At 70.7% G+C, this 14,568-nt stretch carries 13 protein-coding genes and 2 tRNA genes; 4 read left to right on the forward strand and 11 right to left on the reverse strand.

Features of this window, described 5'->3' with window-relative positions:
• The first annotated feature begins 22 nt into the window (after positions 1–22).
• On the forward strand, positions 23–247 hold the full coding sequence (locus ACQPZK_RS25045) for a hypothetical protein (RefSeq protein ID WP_433535309.1): 225 nt from the start codon (positions 23–25) through the stop codon (positions 245–247).
• Between the two features lie 3 nt (positions 248–250).
• On the opposite strand, the gene ACQPZK_RS25050 is transcribed toward ACQPZK_RS25045, so the two are convergent.
• Complete coding sequence (locus ACQPZK_RS25050; RefSeq protein WP_433535310.1) at positions 251–1,048, reverse strand: carbon-nitrogen hydrolase family protein; 798 nt, start codon at positions 1,046–1,048, stop codon at positions 251–253.
• A gap of 39 nt (positions 1,049–1,087) precedes the next feature.
• Positions 1,088–1,921, reverse strand: coding sequence for an EamA family transporter (locus ACQPZK_RS25055; protein ID WP_433535311.1), 834 nt, complete (start codon positions 1,919–1,921; stop codon positions 1,088–1,090).
• Positions 1,922–1,962: 41 nt separating this feature from the next.
• On the opposite strand from ACQPZK_RS25055, the gene ACQPZK_RS25060 reads away from it, so the two are divergent.
• Positions 1,963–2,583 carry a helix-turn-helix domain-containing protein gene (locus ACQPZK_RS25060; RefSeq protein ID WP_433535312.1) on the forward strand — a complete coding sequence of 207 codons (621 nt, stop codon included), beginning with the start codon at positions 1,963–1,965 and terminating at the stop codon, positions 2,581–2,583.
• A gap of 27 nt (positions 2,584–2,610) precedes the next feature.
• Here ACQPZK_RS25060 and clpX read toward each other — a convergent pair whose 3' ends face one another.
• From clpX to ACQPZK_RS25085, 5 genes are all read right to left on the reverse strand, one after another.
• A complete protein-coding gene (gene clpX / locus ACQPZK_RS25065) occupies positions 2,611–3,906 on the reverse strand; it encodes an ATP-dependent Clp protease ATP-binding subunit ClpX (protein WP_421472742.1) in 1,296 nt (431 codons plus the stop codon).
• A 211-nt stretch (positions 3,907–4,117) separates the two neighbouring features.
• The gene (locus tag ACQPZK_RS25070) at positions 4,118–4,780 is read right to left on the reverse strand and encodes an ATP-dependent Clp protease proteolytic subunit (RefSeq protein ID WP_357133539.1); all 663 of its coding nucleotides are present in this window, start codon (positions 4,778–4,780) and stop codon (positions 4,118–4,120) included.
• Positions 4,781–4,790: 10 nt separating this feature from the next.
• Positions 4,791–5,432: an ATP-dependent Clp protease proteolytic subunit gene (locus ACQPZK_RS25075; RefSeq protein WP_088988027.1), complete on the reverse strand. Its 642-nt coding sequence runs from the start codon at positions 5,430–5,432 to the stop codon at positions 4,791–4,793.
• Positions 5,433–5,626: 194 nt separating this feature from the next.
• Complete coding sequence (tig, locus tag ACQPZK_RS25080) at positions 5,627–6,973, reverse strand: trigger factor (protein WP_433535313.1); 1,347 nt, start codon at positions 6,971–6,973, stop codon at positions 5,627–5,629.
• A gap of 117 nt (positions 6,974–7,090) precedes the next feature.
• Positions 7,091–7,164 (reverse strand) — tRNA-Pro (locus ACQPZK_RS25085).
• Positions 7,165–7,483: 319 nt separating this feature from the next.
• Between ACQPZK_RS25085 and ACQPZK_RS25090 the strand changes: the two genes are divergently transcribed.
• A tRNA-Gly gene (locus tag ACQPZK_RS25090) sits at positions 7,484–7,557 on the forward strand.
• Positions 7,558–7,848: 291 nt separating this feature from the next.
• On the opposite strand, the gene ACQPZK_RS25095 is transcribed toward ACQPZK_RS25090, so the two are convergent.
• From ACQPZK_RS25095 to ACQPZK_RS25110, 4 genes are all read right to left on the reverse strand, one after another.
• Positions 7,849–9,420, reverse strand: a complete 1,572-nt coding sequence (locus ACQPZK_RS25095) for a hypothetical protein (protein WP_433535314.1) — start codon at positions 9,418–9,420, stop codon at positions 7,849–7,851.
• A gap of 78 nt (positions 9,421–9,498) precedes the next feature.
• Positions 9,499–10,341: a hypothetical protein gene (locus tag ACQPZK_RS25100; RefSeq protein ID WP_433535315.1), complete on the reverse strand. Its 843-nt coding sequence runs from the start codon at positions 10,339–10,341 to the stop codon at positions 9,499–9,501.
• Positions 10,341–10,847 (reverse strand): SigE family RNA polymerase sigma factor, encoded by a 507-nt coding sequence (locus ACQPZK_RS25105; RefSeq protein ID WP_433535316.1) that lies wholly within the window; start codon positions 10,845–10,847, stop codon positions 10,341–10,343. Before ACQPZK_RS25105 ends, ACQPZK_RS25100 begins: the two co-directional genes overlap by 1 nt.
• 203 nt (positions 10,848–11,050) lie before the next feature.
• Entirely contained in the window at positions 11,051–12,172 is a 1,122-nt protein-coding gene (locus tag ACQPZK_RS25110) for a hypothetical protein (protein ID WP_433535317.1), read from the reverse strand.
• Positions 12,173–12,327: 155 nt separating this feature from the next.
• Between ACQPZK_RS25110 and ACQPZK_RS25115 the strand changes: the two genes are divergently transcribed.
• On the forward strand, positions 12,328–14,478 hold the full coding sequence (locus ACQPZK_RS25115) for a M14 family zinc carboxypeptidase (RefSeq protein WP_433535318.1): 2,151 nt from the start codon (positions 12,328–12,330) through the stop codon (positions 14,476–14,478).
• The last annotated feature ends 90 nt before the right edge of the window (positions 14,479–14,568 follow it).

A 14,568-nucleotide genomic window follows, 5' to 3' on the forward strand; every position in this document is an offset into this window, starting at 1 on the left:
TCGGCGTGCCAGAGTGTCAGTCATGGATGAGTCCGGGCTGGAAACCACGGTGGTCGCCGAGGAAGCACTGCTCGGCATCCTCCTGCCGTTCTGGCAACTCGTGATCGGCGCGGTCGTGCTGGTGGTCCTGGTCTTCTCGGTCGGACGACTGGCTCGCCGCGGCAGGTCCCGGATGACCACCGCCCTGCTGGTCACCGCCGCGGTGATCGCCGGACTTGCGACGATCGGCGTCCTGCTGGAGGGCTGAGTCTCAGAGCCGGCGGTTGGCGAGGCTCGGCAGCTCGGCCCGGATCACGGAGAGCCGGTCAAGGTCCAGGTCGGCGACGGCCACCCCCGGCCCGTCGGGCAGTTGGGTCAGGATCGTCCCCCAGGGGTCGATCACCATGCTGCGGCCGAAGCAGGTGCGGCCCGGCTCGTGGTCACCGGTCTGACCGGCCGCCGCCACGAAACACTGGTTCTCGATGGCCCGGGCCCGGAGCAGGACCTCCCAGTGGTCCCGCCCGGTGTGCATCATGAACGCCGCCGGCACCACCAGGAGCTGGGCGCCGCCCTCGGTGGCGAGCCGCCGGTACAGCTCCGGGAAGCGCAGGTCGTAGCAGATCGACAGCCCGACCCGGAGGCCTTCCACGTCCACCACGACCGGTTGGGCGCCGGGCGCGACGGTCTCCGACTCCCGGTAGGAGACGCGGCCGGGGATTTCCACGTCGTACAGATGGATTTTGCGGTAGCTCGCTGCCAGGTTGCCGGCGCGGTCGAAGACCAGCGAGGTGTTCCAGGTGTGCGCCGGGTCCGGGCCCGCCTCGTGGAACGACCCGGCCAGCACCCACATGCCCAGCCGCCGTGCGACCCCGGCGAAGAAGCTGCCCACCTCGCCGTCGACCGGCTCCGGCTCGGGCAGACCGGCCTCGGGGCCGAGATAGTCGACGTACTCGGGAAGGATGGCCAGGTCCGCGCCGCCGCCGGCGGCGCGTTCCAGCAGCAGCTCCGCGGCGGCCAGGTTGGCCTTGCGGTCGTCCCGGGCGTTGAGCTGGCAGACGGCGACACGCATGAGAGAAGAGTACGACCGGACCGGCCGGTGTGGACAGCCTCAGATGCTGGCCAGCACCAGGGCCCCCGCCGCGAACCCGAGGCCGGCGACCTGGACCGGCCGCAGCCGCTCGCGGTCGACGGCGAGCGCGAGCAGTACCGTGCTGGCGGGATAGAGCGCGGCGATCGCCGCCACGATGCTGAGGTGCCCTCGGGCGGCAGCGGCCAGGAAGAGGGCGTTGGCGGCGCTGTCGAGCAGTCCGGCGACGGCCGCCCAGCCGAGCACCCGCCGCCCGAGCCGCAATCGCACACCGGTGCCGGCCGCGAGGAGCAGGCCGAACGCGATCGAGCTGGCCCGTACCGCTGCCACCGGCCACATGCCCGCGCTCTCGCTGGCCTGGCCGAGCAGCGTGAAGAAGACGCCGAAGAGCGCGCCGGCCGCGAGGGCGAGCCCCACCAGTCGGACGGGAATTGTCGGGCGACCACCGCCCTCACCGAGGCTGACCAGGGCGATGGCCACCACCGCGAGGCCGGCGCCGGTGAGCGCCGGGGCACCGGGGAACGTGGCGGTGAAGAGGCCGGCGACGATCGGCACCACCGCCGCGGTGATCGCGGTGACCGGTGCCACCACGGCCATCATTCCGCCAGCGAGCGCCCGGTAGAGCAGGACGACGCCGCCCGCGCCCGCCGTCCCCGCCAGCAGTCCCCAGGCGATGTCGGCGACCTTCGGTGACCCCGGCACCACGAGCACCAGAGCGACAAGCAGCGGGACGCTCAGCAGCTGGGAGATCACGGTCACCGCGATGGGGTCGGCGCGGCGGGACGCCTTGCCGCCGGAGAAGTCGGCGGTGCCGAACGCGACTGCGGAAACCGCTGCCAGGAGAATGGGGAACATGCCACTGTCGTACCACAATAGTAACCGTGAAGGATAGTTTGATGACCGACGCAGGTGGCCGGGTCGGTGCGGTGACAGCCGCGGTGGCCCGGCAGGTACGGGAGCTGCGCGCCGCCCGCGGCTGGTCCTTCGAGGAGTTGGCCGGCCGATCGGGCGTGAGCAAGGCGATGCTCGTGCAGATCGAGAGCGCACGCACCAACCCCAGCGTCGGCACACTGTGCCGGGTCGCCGACGCGTTCGGCGTCAACATCGCCCGACTGCTCGAGCCCGACGAGGAGCAGACCGTGCGGATCAGCTCCACGGCCGACGCGCCCGTGCTGTGGCAGGGCGAGCACGGCGGCACCGCCCACCTGCTCAGCGGGCTCGGCGAACCCGACCTCGTCGAGCTGTGGGACTGGCGGCTCGAACCCGGAGAGCGACACCGCTCCTCCGACCACCCCCGGGGTACCCGGGAGGTCCTGCACGTCCTCGCCGGGGCGGTGGTCGTCCACGTGGACGGGCAGGATCACACCGTACGGGCCGGGGACACGATCGAGTTCCACGCCGACCGGGAGCACGGCTACCGCAACGACGCCGAAACCCCGGCTCGGCTGATGATGGTGACGGTCACTCCGTCGGGCGAGTGGGACCGCCGAACACGGTCACGCCGGCCGCGTCAGTGACGAACGGCCGGCGTGAGGCGGGACGGATCAGGCCGACTTCTCCTCGCGGTCCCGCCGGGCCCGACGCCCGGTGAACTCGCGCGGAACGATCGTCGGGTTGACGTTCTCCAGGACGACCTCGCGGGTGATCAGCACCCGGGCGGCGTCCGGGTTGCTCGGCACCTCGTACATCGCGGAGAGCAGGACCTCTTCGATGATGGCCCGGAGACCACGGGCGCCGGTGCCCCGCAGCATGGCCTGGTCGGCGATGGCCTCCAGTGCCGCCTCATCGAACTCCAGCTCGACGCCGTCCAGCTCGAACAGGCGCTGGTACTGCCGGACCAGGGCGTTGCGCGGCTCGGTGAGGATGCGCACCAGGGCGCTGCGGTCCAGGCTGCGCACGTTGGTGATCACGGGAAGCCGGCCGACGAACTCCGGGATCAGCCCGAACTTGAGCATGTCCTCCGGCATGACCTGGCTGAAGATGTCGTCGGTCGACCGCTCGGACACCGACCGCAGCCGGGCGCCGAAGCCGGTGCCGCCCTGCCCGGTGCGGGACTCGATGATCTGGTCGAGGCCGGCGAAGGCGCCACCGCAGATGAACAGCACGTTTGTGGTGTCGATCTGGATGAACTCCTGGTGCGGGTGCTTGCGACCGCCCTGCGGCGGGACGTTGGCGACCGTGCCCTCGAGCATCTTGAGCAGGGCCTGCTGCACACCCTCGCCGGAGACGTCCCGCGTGATCGACGGATTCTCCGACTTACGGGCGATCTTGTCGACCTCGTCGATGTAGATGATGCCGGTCTCGGCGCGCTTGATGTCGTAGTCGGCGGCCTGGATCAGCTTGAGGAGGATGTTCTCCACGTCCTCGCCCACGTAGCCCGCCTCGGTCAACGCCGTGGCGTCGGCGATCGCGAACGGGACGTTCAGCATCCGGGCGAGGGTCTGCGCCAGGTGGGTCTTGCCGCACCCGGTCGGACCGAGCAGCAGGATGTTGGACTTCGCCAGCTCGACGGCGTCACTGCCGGAGCCCGGCGCGCCGGCCGCTTCGGCCTGGATGCGCTTGTAGTGGTTGTAGACCGCGACGGCGAGCGCCTTCTTGGCCTGGTCCTGCCCCACGACGTAGTTGTCGAGGAACTGGCAGATCTCCATCGGCTTGGGAAGCTCTTCCCACTTCACCTCGCCGGACTCGGCCAGCTCCTCTTCGATGATCTCGTTGCAGAGATCGATGCACTCGTCGCAGATGTAGACCCCAGGGCCCGCGATGAGCTTCTTGACCTGCTTCTGCGACTTACCGCAGAAGGAGCATTTCAGTAGGTCGCCGCCGTCACCGATCCGTGCCACCTACGTTCTCCCTGCACTCATCGGCCGGAGACCCGGCCCTGACCTGCGGACGCTGCGCGCCGCCCGGTTTGGTTCGCTTCGCTGGCCCGACCGGCGAAGCGGTACGGACCCGACGTTACCCGCTGGCGGGGCATTCTCCGACCCCCAAAACGGGTGTGTCAGAGGCCGGCCGGGAACTTCACGCCCCGGCCAACCTCTGACCCGATACAGCTCAGCTGGCGGAGTGGGTCGCCAGCAGACCCTTCTTGCGGCTGGTCAGAATCGTGTCGACCAGCCCATACTCCTTGGACTCCTCGGCCGTCATGATCTTGTCGCGGTCGATGTCCTTGCGGACCTGCTCGATCGGACGGTTGCAGTGGCGGGACAGCATGTCCTCCAACTGCGTCCGCATCCGCAGAATCTCCCGGGCCTGGATCTCGATGTCCGAGCCCTGCCCGTAGCCGCCCTCGGTGGCCGGCTGGTGGATGATGATCCGCGAGTTCGGAAGCGCCATCCGCTTACCCGGCGTGCCCGCCGACAGCAGCACTGCCGCGGCGCTGGCCGCCTGCCCGAGGCAGACCGTCTGGATGTCGGGACGGACGTACTGCATGGTGTCGTAGATCGCCGTCATCGCGGTGAACGAGCCACCCGGCGAGTTGATGTACATGATGATGTCGCGGTCCGGGTCGGTGCCCTCCAGCGTCAGCAGCTGGGCCATCACGTCGTTGGCCGACGCGTCGTCCACCTGGACGCCGAGGAAGATGATCCGGTCCTCGAAGAGCTTGTTGTACGGGTTCGACTCCTTGACCCCGTACGACGTGCGCTCGACGAACGACGGCAACACGTAACGGTTGTGCACGGCCGCGAACTGGGGCGGCAGGCTCAGGTCGGTCATCGTCAGCTCCTCAGCTCAGGGTCCCGGCGCCATCCGGAACCTGAGCGGCCCCGATGATCACCTTGTCGATGAAGCCGTAGTCCATGGCCTCCTGGGCGGTGAACCAACGGTCCCGGTCCGAGTCCGCCTCGATCTGCGACTGGTCTTGGCCGGTGTGGTGCGCGACCCGCTCCTGGAACATCCGCTTCGTGTAGAGCATCTGCTCCGCCTGGATGGCGATGTCGGACGCCGTGCCGCCCAGGCCACCGGACGGCTGGTGCATCATGATCCGGGCGTGCGGCAGGGCGTAACGCTTGCCCTTGGTGCCCGCGCAGAGCAGCAGCTGACCCATCGAGGCCGCCATGCCCATCGCCACGGTCGACACGTCGTTGTCGATGAACTGCATGGTGTCGTAGATCGCCATGCCCGAGTAGACCGAGCCACCCGGCGAGTTGATCCACAGGTTGATGTCGCGGTCCGGGTCCTCCGCGGCGAGCAGCAGCAGCTGCGCGCAGATGCGGTTGGCGACCTGGTCGGTCACCTCACTGCCCAGGAAGATGATGCGCTCCTTGAGCAACCGGTTGTAGACCGAGTCGTCGAGGTTGCCAATGGAGTCGCCACCGCGCGCGTCAATCGCCCGGAGCGACTTCTTGGGGATGTGCATGTCGGTCATGGCAGCCCTTCGCTCTCCGTACCGTCTTTCCCGACACTAACCGCTGTGCGGGGCGGCAGAGTCCCGGTCGGGGCACTGTTCGCTCTCAGCGCAGCTGTGTCGGGCACCCGCGGCGCGGGCCTTCCGGGCGTACCCCCGGAAAGGGTTTGGCCGCCGTGCACCGCGCAGCGGCGGACGGCGGCCGCACCCGACGATCAGTGCTCGTGGTTGTGCTCGGCCTCGTTGGCGGCGCGCAGCGCGTCCAGGGTGACCGGGTTGCCGGCCGAGTCCTTGATCGTGATGCGCTCCATGACGGCCGCGAGCGCCTTGCCCCGCCGCACGTCACCGAAGACCGCGGCGGCGGCGCCGGAGCGCACCAACTGGTCGTAGTACTGCTGCGGGGCCATCCCGGCGCGCTGCGCCCGGTGCACGATCTCGTGCCCGAACTCGTCGTCGGAGACCTGCACGTCCTCCGCGTCGGCCAGCGTGTCGAGCAGGAGCTGCACCTTGACGCCCTCGGTGGCCGCCTCGGTCAGCTCGGCGTCGACCTGCTCCTCGGTCTTCTCCTCGGCCGCGAGGTACTCCTCCAGCGAGGCGCCGATCCGCTCGAGCTGGTCGATCATGGCCTGCTTGCGGCTGGCGACCTCCTCGCGCACGACGCCCTCCGGCGCCGGCACCTCGGCGGTCTCGACCAGCTGCGCCAGCGCCTTGTCACGGGCGGCGTAGATCTGCTCGACCTGCTTGCCCTGGGTGACCCGGGACCGCAGGTCGCCGCGCAGCTCCTCGATCGTGTCGAACTCGCTGGCCATCTGCGCGAACTCGTCGTTCAGCTCCGGCAGCTCCTTCTCCTTGACCGTGCGCACGGTCACCGCCACCTCGGCGTCGCGCCCGGCGAAGTCGCCGCCCACGAGCTGGGTGGTGAAGGTGGTGCTGTCGCCGGCGGCGAGGCCGACCACGGCCTCGTCCAGGCCCGGCAGGAGCTGCTTGCTGCCCACCTCGTGGGAGATGTTGCTGGCCTGGCCGCCCGGCACGTCCTCACCGTCGACCGTCGCGTTCAGGTCGATCTGCACGTAGTCGCCCTCGGCGGCGGCCCGCTCGACCGTCTTGAGGGTGGCGAACCGCTCCCGCAGGTTCTTCACCTGCTCGTCGATCTCGCTGTCGTCGATCTGGAGCTCGTCGACGGTCACCTCGATGGTGGAGGCGTCCGGAATGGTGATCTCCGGACGGACGTCGACCTCGGCCGTGAAGTTCAGCGAGTCACCGTCGTTGAACTCGGTGATCTCGACCTCGGGACGCCCCAGCGTCTTCAGGTCGTGCTCGCGCACCGCGGCCATGATGTTCTCCGGGATGGCCTCCTGGACCGCCTCGTTGAGGACGGTGCCCCGGCCCACCCGCTGGTCGATCACCGCGGTCGGCACCTTGCCCCGGCGGAAGCCCGGGACCTGGACCTGCGAACCGATCTCCCGGTACGCCTTCTTGAGGCTCGGCTCGAGCTCGACGAACGGCACCTCGATGGCGAGCCGCACGCGCGTCGGGCTCAGAGTCTCGACGGTGCTCTTCACAGGCGTACTCCTTGACGGATCTGGGTTTGATTCTGGGCCTTCGATTGGCCCATCGAGTGTAGGCGAGCCGGCAGGGCCGGCTCGCAGCGCCCGGGGAGACCCGGACGCGGACGACAGTCGGGGTGGCGGGATTTGAACCCACGGCCCCTCGCTCCCAAAGCGAGTGCGCTACCAAGCTGCGCCACACCCCGTGGCGACGTGCAGTCTATGCCGTCGCCGCGCCTCAGGCAGTGCCGGGGCGTCCGCCACCCGGACAGATCACCCATCTCGCCCCTTCCACCCCTTGCGGCCCCTCAAGATCCGCGCAACATCGGCTCAAGATCCGCGCAACATCGGGGAAACTGCGGCTTTCCGGCGCGCGGATGCCACAACTTCGGTGTTGTTGTGCGGATCTTGGGGGGCGCCCGCGGCGTCCCGACGACACGACGCCGCGGGCGCGGAGGCGCGGTCGCGCGCCCACAACCGCCATTGGGTACGCTGTCGGCGCGCCCCGTTTCGGCGGGGCCGAGCGCGGGCGTAGCTCAATGGCAGAGCTTCAGTCTTCCAAACTGACGGTGCGGGTTCGATTCCCGTCGCCCGCTCCAACCACGAAGGCCCAGGTCGACCGCATGATCGCGGCACCTGGGCCGTTCGCTTCTCCGCCATGTTGGATCTTGCGTGCCATTCACGGCCGGCGTCGACCACCGCTGGCGATACGACGGTCCATCGCCTGGGCGATCACGCGCTCCCACCGCATTGGGCCTGCACAGCGACGCAGACTGGATGCATGGGAACGATTCAGCACCCCACGCCCGACCGTGGCTGGTTGAAGCGCGCCCATGTGGATGCGAGCACGCTTCAGTAGGTCCGACCTCCACCGCCTGCCGCGGCGCGCCCTAAGGAGACCGCCTGAGCCATGCGGAGAGCAGATCACTGACCTCCTCCCCGAGGGCGGGCGCCGCACGCCGGGCCAGCACGAGGAGGTCCGCACGGTGGTCGGTCGTCACGTCAAGAGAGGGCAGCGGCGTGCGACGCCAGGCCGTGCGGCTGGCGTCTCGCACGAGCCCGGTCACGTCGGCACGACCGCGTCGGGACAGCCCTGGATCGGGGTCGACGGCCAGGAGCAGGGCGGCACGTAACCGCACGGCTGCGGGTGCCGTGCCGAGCAGCCGGTACCCTGCGCGCCGCAGTTCCACCCGCGCTCCGGCGAGCAACTGCCAGGGCAGCTCCGCCGGCAGGGTTGCCGCGACGGGGCGTAGCGCCGTAGTGGCCTCGCGGACGACCGACGGTGCGGGATCGGTCAGCAACGGCATGACCCGGCCGGTGTCGACGACGTCGAGCTGGCGGAGGCCGTGTACGGCTGCGGCGCGGATCGTCGCGGCCGGGTGGGTGAGGAGCCGGTTCAGCAGCGGCGCGTCAGCCTCCGAAGCGCTCTCGGCGAACCCGTGGACGGCACCCGGTGTGGGCGCGGGGCCGGTGACGGCCGCCCGGTAGTGCGCCCGAGCATCGGTGCCGACGCGCCGAGCGGCCTCCCTGGCGATGGCCCGCACGAGCGGCGCCGTGTCATCGAGCCGGGCGGCAACCTCGGCCTGCTCTCCGAGGCGCAGCAGTCCGGTCAGGGCGATCGCCCGTACGTCCGGCCGGCGGTTGCCGGCCAGCCGCCGCAGGATCGGAAGCCGCCCGGTCCACACCGCCTCCCGACAGGCGGCCTCGGCCGCCAGCGAGCGGATGCGTACATCGGTGTCGGACTCCGCGACGGCGACCAGGTCGTCGACCCGCAGCCAGCGCTGCGCCACCTCGACCTCGAAGACCAGCCGCCGCTGGGCCGCGGAGCCGGAGGCGCCGACCACCCGGCGTACGGCCGGCGACGCGCTGAGCAGCGCGGCCGTGACCTGGTCGGCGGCGAAGCCGCCGCGCGACCGGGCGTCCACCAGCAGTGCCATCGGCATCGCCGCCGGAAGGTACGTGGCCGGGTCGTCGGCCAGCAGCAGCGCGAGGCCCGCTCGGGCCCGGTCCCGCACCTGCCGGGCCCAGTCGCCGGTGCGCAGCACCAGAAACGGCACCAGATCCGGGCGGGGATCGTCCACCATGGACCGGACCGCGCGCTCGCGGACGCGTCCGTCGCGGTGGGTGCTGGCCATCGCCACGGCGAGCGGGTTGACAGTGGGCTGGGACAGACCGGCCACCAGCCGAACGAGCGGTGTCGGCTGCTCCGGCAGGCACCACAGCACCTGGCGGGCGCGTTCGTCGAGCCGGGCCACCATTTTCGGAGATCGAGCCAGCGCCCGCAGTGCCGCCCGGCCCAGGTCGTGGTCGGCGTCGGCGCCGACATCGGCCAGCAGGAAGGCGAGGTGCTCCACGGTTTTCCTGCCGGCGGCGGAACGCTGGGCGGCCGCCGCGATTGCCTCCCCCAGCGCCGGCTTCATCTCGGCGCTGGCTTGTTCCCGGCGCCTCGGCGTCCACGTCATGTGATCATGGTGCCGGACCAGCGGCCCGGCCCGCCTCCGAGTTACCGGCGGGTGGCCCGAGAGGGCCGGGTCACCGTGTCACCTCAGGTGGAACCGGTCGTCGACCGCGAGGGCCGCCAACTGCGGCACGGAGAACGGCAGTTCCGTCAACTCCGGCCGGGTCTCGTCGATTTTCGTGCCCTGCGCGACGAACACCACCACACCGTCCGGGTGCCGGTAGGCCGCCCACTGGTCGAGCCGGTCGTCGTCACCCGGCCGAACCACCACGCCCACCTTCGCCGCCCCGACGGCCTCGACCTGACACTCGCCCTGCATGCCCCAGAACCGGCGGGCCAGCGCGCAGGGTTCAGTGGGTAGTTGGTTGCCAGCGTCGTGCACCTCGACGACCACACGCCCGGTGCCCTGCCCCTGGGCAACGGCAACCGAGGTCAGGTAGCTCCACAGGTCGACGCCGTTCACCGTGTCCTCGAACTGCGCCTGGTGGGTCCGCAGCGTCCTCTGGTCGGCGGGCTGGTTCGCCGGGTCCTCCGGCGCGGTGTAGCCGGCGGGCACGACGGAGACGACCTCGTCGAGCAGCCGTATCCCCTGGTCGTATTTCGACCCTGCCCGCGCGGTCCGGTCCTCCTGAGGTTGACCGTCCGGCCCGGCCGGCCACGGCTTCTTGGTGTCTGACGCCGACGGGTTCGGAATGGCCTGCGGACCCCCTGCCGGCTGGTAGACGTCGCCCTTGGGTGTGCCCACGGCGGCGAGACCGGCGATCGCCAGCACCACGGCCGCCGATCCGGCACACGCCCAGGCGGTACGGCGGCGACTGCGGGCGCGTCGTCCCGCGTCGAGCGCGGCCGCCGTACTCAACGGTGGTGGCGAGGTGGCGTCCGCCATCTCGCGGCGCAGTGCCTCACGCAGGTCTTCTCCGTTCATCACTTCCCCATCTCGATCCCGCTGTGTGTGGTTGCCAGGAGACCGCGCAGCGTGTCCAGCCCGCGCGCCGCCTGGCTCTTCACCGTCCCCGGCGAACAGTCCAGCAGCGCCGCGACGTCCTCGACCGAAAGGTCCTCCCAGTAACGGAGAACCAGCACCGCCCGTTGGCGCGGCGCCACCGAGGCGAGCGCCCGCAGCAGCACCAGACGGGTCTCCGGCGAGTCGGACGGTGCCGCCTGCTCGGCGTTGTCGCCGCCCACCCGTTCACGCCGCCACCAGCCGCGGCGGCGCTCGTCGAGGAACGTGCGGATCAGGATCTGCCGCACGTAGTTGTCGAGCACCTCGTGCCGGGAGACCCGGTTCCAGACCAGGTAGAGCTTCACGAACGCGGTCTGGACCAGGTCCTCCGCCCGATGCCAGTCGCCACACAGCAGGTACGCGGTGCCGCGCATCGCGTCCGACCTCGCGGCGAAGTAGTCGGCGAACGCCGCGTCGCGATCGCTCATTCAGGCCTCCGATCCCCGATTCGAGATAGTCACGCCCCTTCCGGCCCAGGGGGTTGCACCGCGAAAGGGACAACTCCGTGAACCTGCGGTGCGTTGCGCGTTGACGGGCGACGCCCGTGGGGCGTACGACAGCGGGACGGCCGCACGATGACCGGCGCCCGTCCCGCGCGGGCAGGACGGACGCCGGTCTCCCCTGTTCCGGGTCAGTTCGTCGGCACCAGCAGGTAGGCCCGGCGCGCGCGATCACCGCCCTGGGCGCAGTCGGTCGGGCAGGCGAGACCCACGATGACGCCGTCGTCGTTGACGTCCTCGGCGGAGCGGAGCGTCACCGTCGGTGGGAGGTTCCGGACCCGCGTGTTCAGGTCGACCATCCGGCCGCCCTGCCACAGGAACGCCCGCTCGTTGTAGAGGTCGGGGCTGCTGGTCCGGGCGATGCCCACCACCTGGCCGGTCTCGTTCACGGCCCGCGCCTCGGAGTAGTTGCCACCGAGGGAACCGAGGTCGCGGATGGCGCCGTCACGCCAGAGCGTCGCGCGCAGCTGCCCGGTGGTGTTCTGCGAGACACCGACGACGTGACCCCGGTCGTTGATGTCCCGGGCGTACGTGGACTCCGTGGCACCGCCGAGGGTGCCGAGGTCTGTCAGTGCCCCACCCTTGTAGAGGAAGGCGTGCAGGCCGCCACCGGGCACGGCGGCGCCGCCCACGACGTGTCCGGCGGAGTTCACGCCGTACGCGATGCTGTCGGTGCCCCAGGGGCCCGCCTGGCCGCCGAGCGTGCCCAGGTCGACGACCTTGCCGTTGCGCCAGACGACCGCCCGGGTCGGCGCTCCCTGCTTCTCGAACCGGCTGCCCACCACCACGCCGTCGTCGTTGACGTCGTTCGCCGAGCTTCCGCTGCCCGCGCCGTAGCCGGTGCCGAGGTCGGTCATGACCCCGCCGGCGTAGCGGAAGGCGTGCGGAGGCTCGGTTCCGTTGACGTGGGTGGCTCCGACGACGACGCCCCGCTCGTTGATGCCCGTCGCGGAACTCGCGCCGTACGGTCCGGTGTACAGGACACCCAGGTCGCTCATCACCCCGCCGGCCGAGGCGAACGCGTGGAAGTTGTAGACACCGTCGATCGTCGAGACGCCCACCACGGTACGGGCGTTGTTGAGGGCGTAGCCGTCACTGGTGGGCGGCTCCCCCGTACTCGGCACGCCGAGCGTTCCCAGGTCCACGAAGGTGTACGTGGGCAGCGCCGTGGCTGCCGTCGCGACGCCCGGTGCGGTCGTCAGACCGGTGGTCAGCACGATCAGGAAGGCCAGACTTCTCCGTAGTCGACTCATCGACGGTCCCCTCGTTGGCAACGGATGGGGGAATGATGTCGGTCGACGTGGCCGGATGACCTTACGTCGCCCTTACCGATCAACTTTCTTGACATGTGTCGATCCGTGCACTGGTGTAAGGACCACACGCATCGACGTCCGTCACAGGAGGGCACATGATCGTCCGACGACGGTGGACGGCTGCCGCCACCACAGCGATCCTGATCAGCGCGGCGCTGTCCCATTCCGGCCCCGCGACGGCGGCACCCGTCGCCGACCCCGCCCCGATCACCCTGGCCGCCACCGAGACCGCTCTGGTCCGGGTGCAGTTGCGCGATCAGGCCCAGCTCGACACGTTGGTCGCCACCGGCGTCGACCTCGCCAACCGGCCCCGAGCGCGGGACGGCCGGATCCTCGCCGACCTGGTCCTGACCGGCGCGCAGCTCGCCGGCCTGACGGCCCAGGGCGCCACCGCCACGCAGGTCGTACAGCGGGCCGGCGACGGCAGCCGGCACTTCGCCGACAGTGTCCGGGCGGCACGGGCGCGTACCGCCGCCGGGCTCGGCGCACCGGCCGCCGGTCAGCGGACCAGCAGCACAGCCGCCGCCGTCGACACCCTCGCGGTGCAGCAGGCGTACTGGTGGACCACCGGCGGGCAGACGTTCCTCCAGGCGCAGGTGGCCACCACCGCCACCGACGACCCGGACGTGGAGATCACCGTCAGCTGGCGGACCGCGGACGGTGTCACCGGGTCATTCCCGCTCTACCGGTTCGAGGACTCGGGCGAGTACCAGTACCACTACAACGTCCCCCAGCCGGTGCCGAGCCGGCCGGTCCAGTTGACCGCCACCTCCAGCCTCGGCGGAGTCAGCCGGGCCGTCAGCCCGGCGCTGTGGCCGAACGCCACCCCGCCGCCCCTGCCGGCCGGCTACCAGAAGGACTTCATCGACGCGTACCTGACGCCGGTGGACATCCAGGCGAGGATCAAGCGGCTGGCCCGCCAGTACCGGGACCTGGTCGACGTCATCGACCTGCCGAACAGGACCCAGGGGTACCGCCGCAACGCCGTCGCGTACCTGGGCGACCCGGCGGTCGCCGCCGTGGTCGTGGAGTCGATCCGCTTCGGTGACCAGGGGATGAACGGCGTGCAGGTGCGCACGGTCGACCCCGCCCGACCCAACCGACCGCTGGCCGTCGGCTACCGCGACCGCGTCCTCACGGTCACGCTCGCCACCGACGCCGCCGGCAAGACGGTGAGCACCACCGACGAGGTCGCGGCGGCCATCAACGCCCGAGCGGGGAACCGGTTCCGGGCCACCGTCGAGGACGGCTCGACCGGGCTGCCGATGCCCGTCGCCGGCCCGGCCCGCCTCGACGACGGGCTCCAGGGCACCGAGGTTCCGGCGAAACCGTGGACCGTGCAGGCCCTGCGTCTCGGCGTGCACCGGGACGGCTCCCGGATCGGCGTGCTGGCGTACTCCCAGGAACACGCCCGCGAGTGGGCCACGCCGCTGGTGACGCTGGAGTTCGCCGAGCGGATGCTGGCCAACGCCCGTACCGACCCGGCCACCCGCGAGCTGCTGGAACAGGTCGACGTGTTCGTCATCCCGACGGTCAACCCGGACGGCGCGAACTACTCGTTCAACGACTACAACTTCCAGCGCAAGAACCTGGTCAACCACTGCGAAGGATCGGCACGGGACCCGAAGTACCGCACCTCCTGGGGCGTCGACCTCAACCGGAACTACACCGTCGGCTCGTACTTCGACGGCTACGTGGGCGCCAGCGCCAACTGCCTCTCCGGCACCTACGCCGGCACGGCGGAGCTGTCCGAGGCGGAGAGCGGCAACGTCATCGCGCTGGCCAAGGCCCATCCCAACATCAGGTTCGCGATGAACGTGCACTCCTACGGCGGGTACTTCATGTGGCCGCCGGGCGCGTACCGGGCCGACGGACGGATCACCCTGCCCCGGCCGTCGATCGACGAGTCGACGCTGTTCCTCGACAGCGCCCGGCGGATCGTCGGCGCGATCGCGCAGGAGCGCGGCACGGTCACCTGGCCGTCGCAGACCGGCCCGGTCGCCGACGTGCTCTACTCCGCCGCCGGCAACTCGGCCGACCAGCTCTACTACGAGCTGGGCATCTTCGCCTGGGACTTCGAGGTCGGCAACGACCGCTGGAATGCGGCCACCGGCGAGTGGGAGGGCGTCGGCTTCCAGCCGCCGTTCGACGAGGCGCACGGCGAGTCCCAGGAGTACGCGGGCGGGCTGGTGGAACTGGTCCGGGTGGCCCGCGACCACGCCGCTGCCGAGGCCGCCGCCGGCTGACCCACCGGCGGCGGACCCGAACGACGGACGCGCCGGCCGGCCACGGATGAACCGTTGCCGGCCGGGTAAGCAGCGGCCTTGCCTGGTGGG

Source organism: Micromonospora sp. CA-249363, from assembly GCF_050950185.1.
Taxonomy (GTDB): Bacteria; Actinomycetota; Actinomycetes; order Mycobacteriales; family Micromonosporaceae; genus Micromonospora.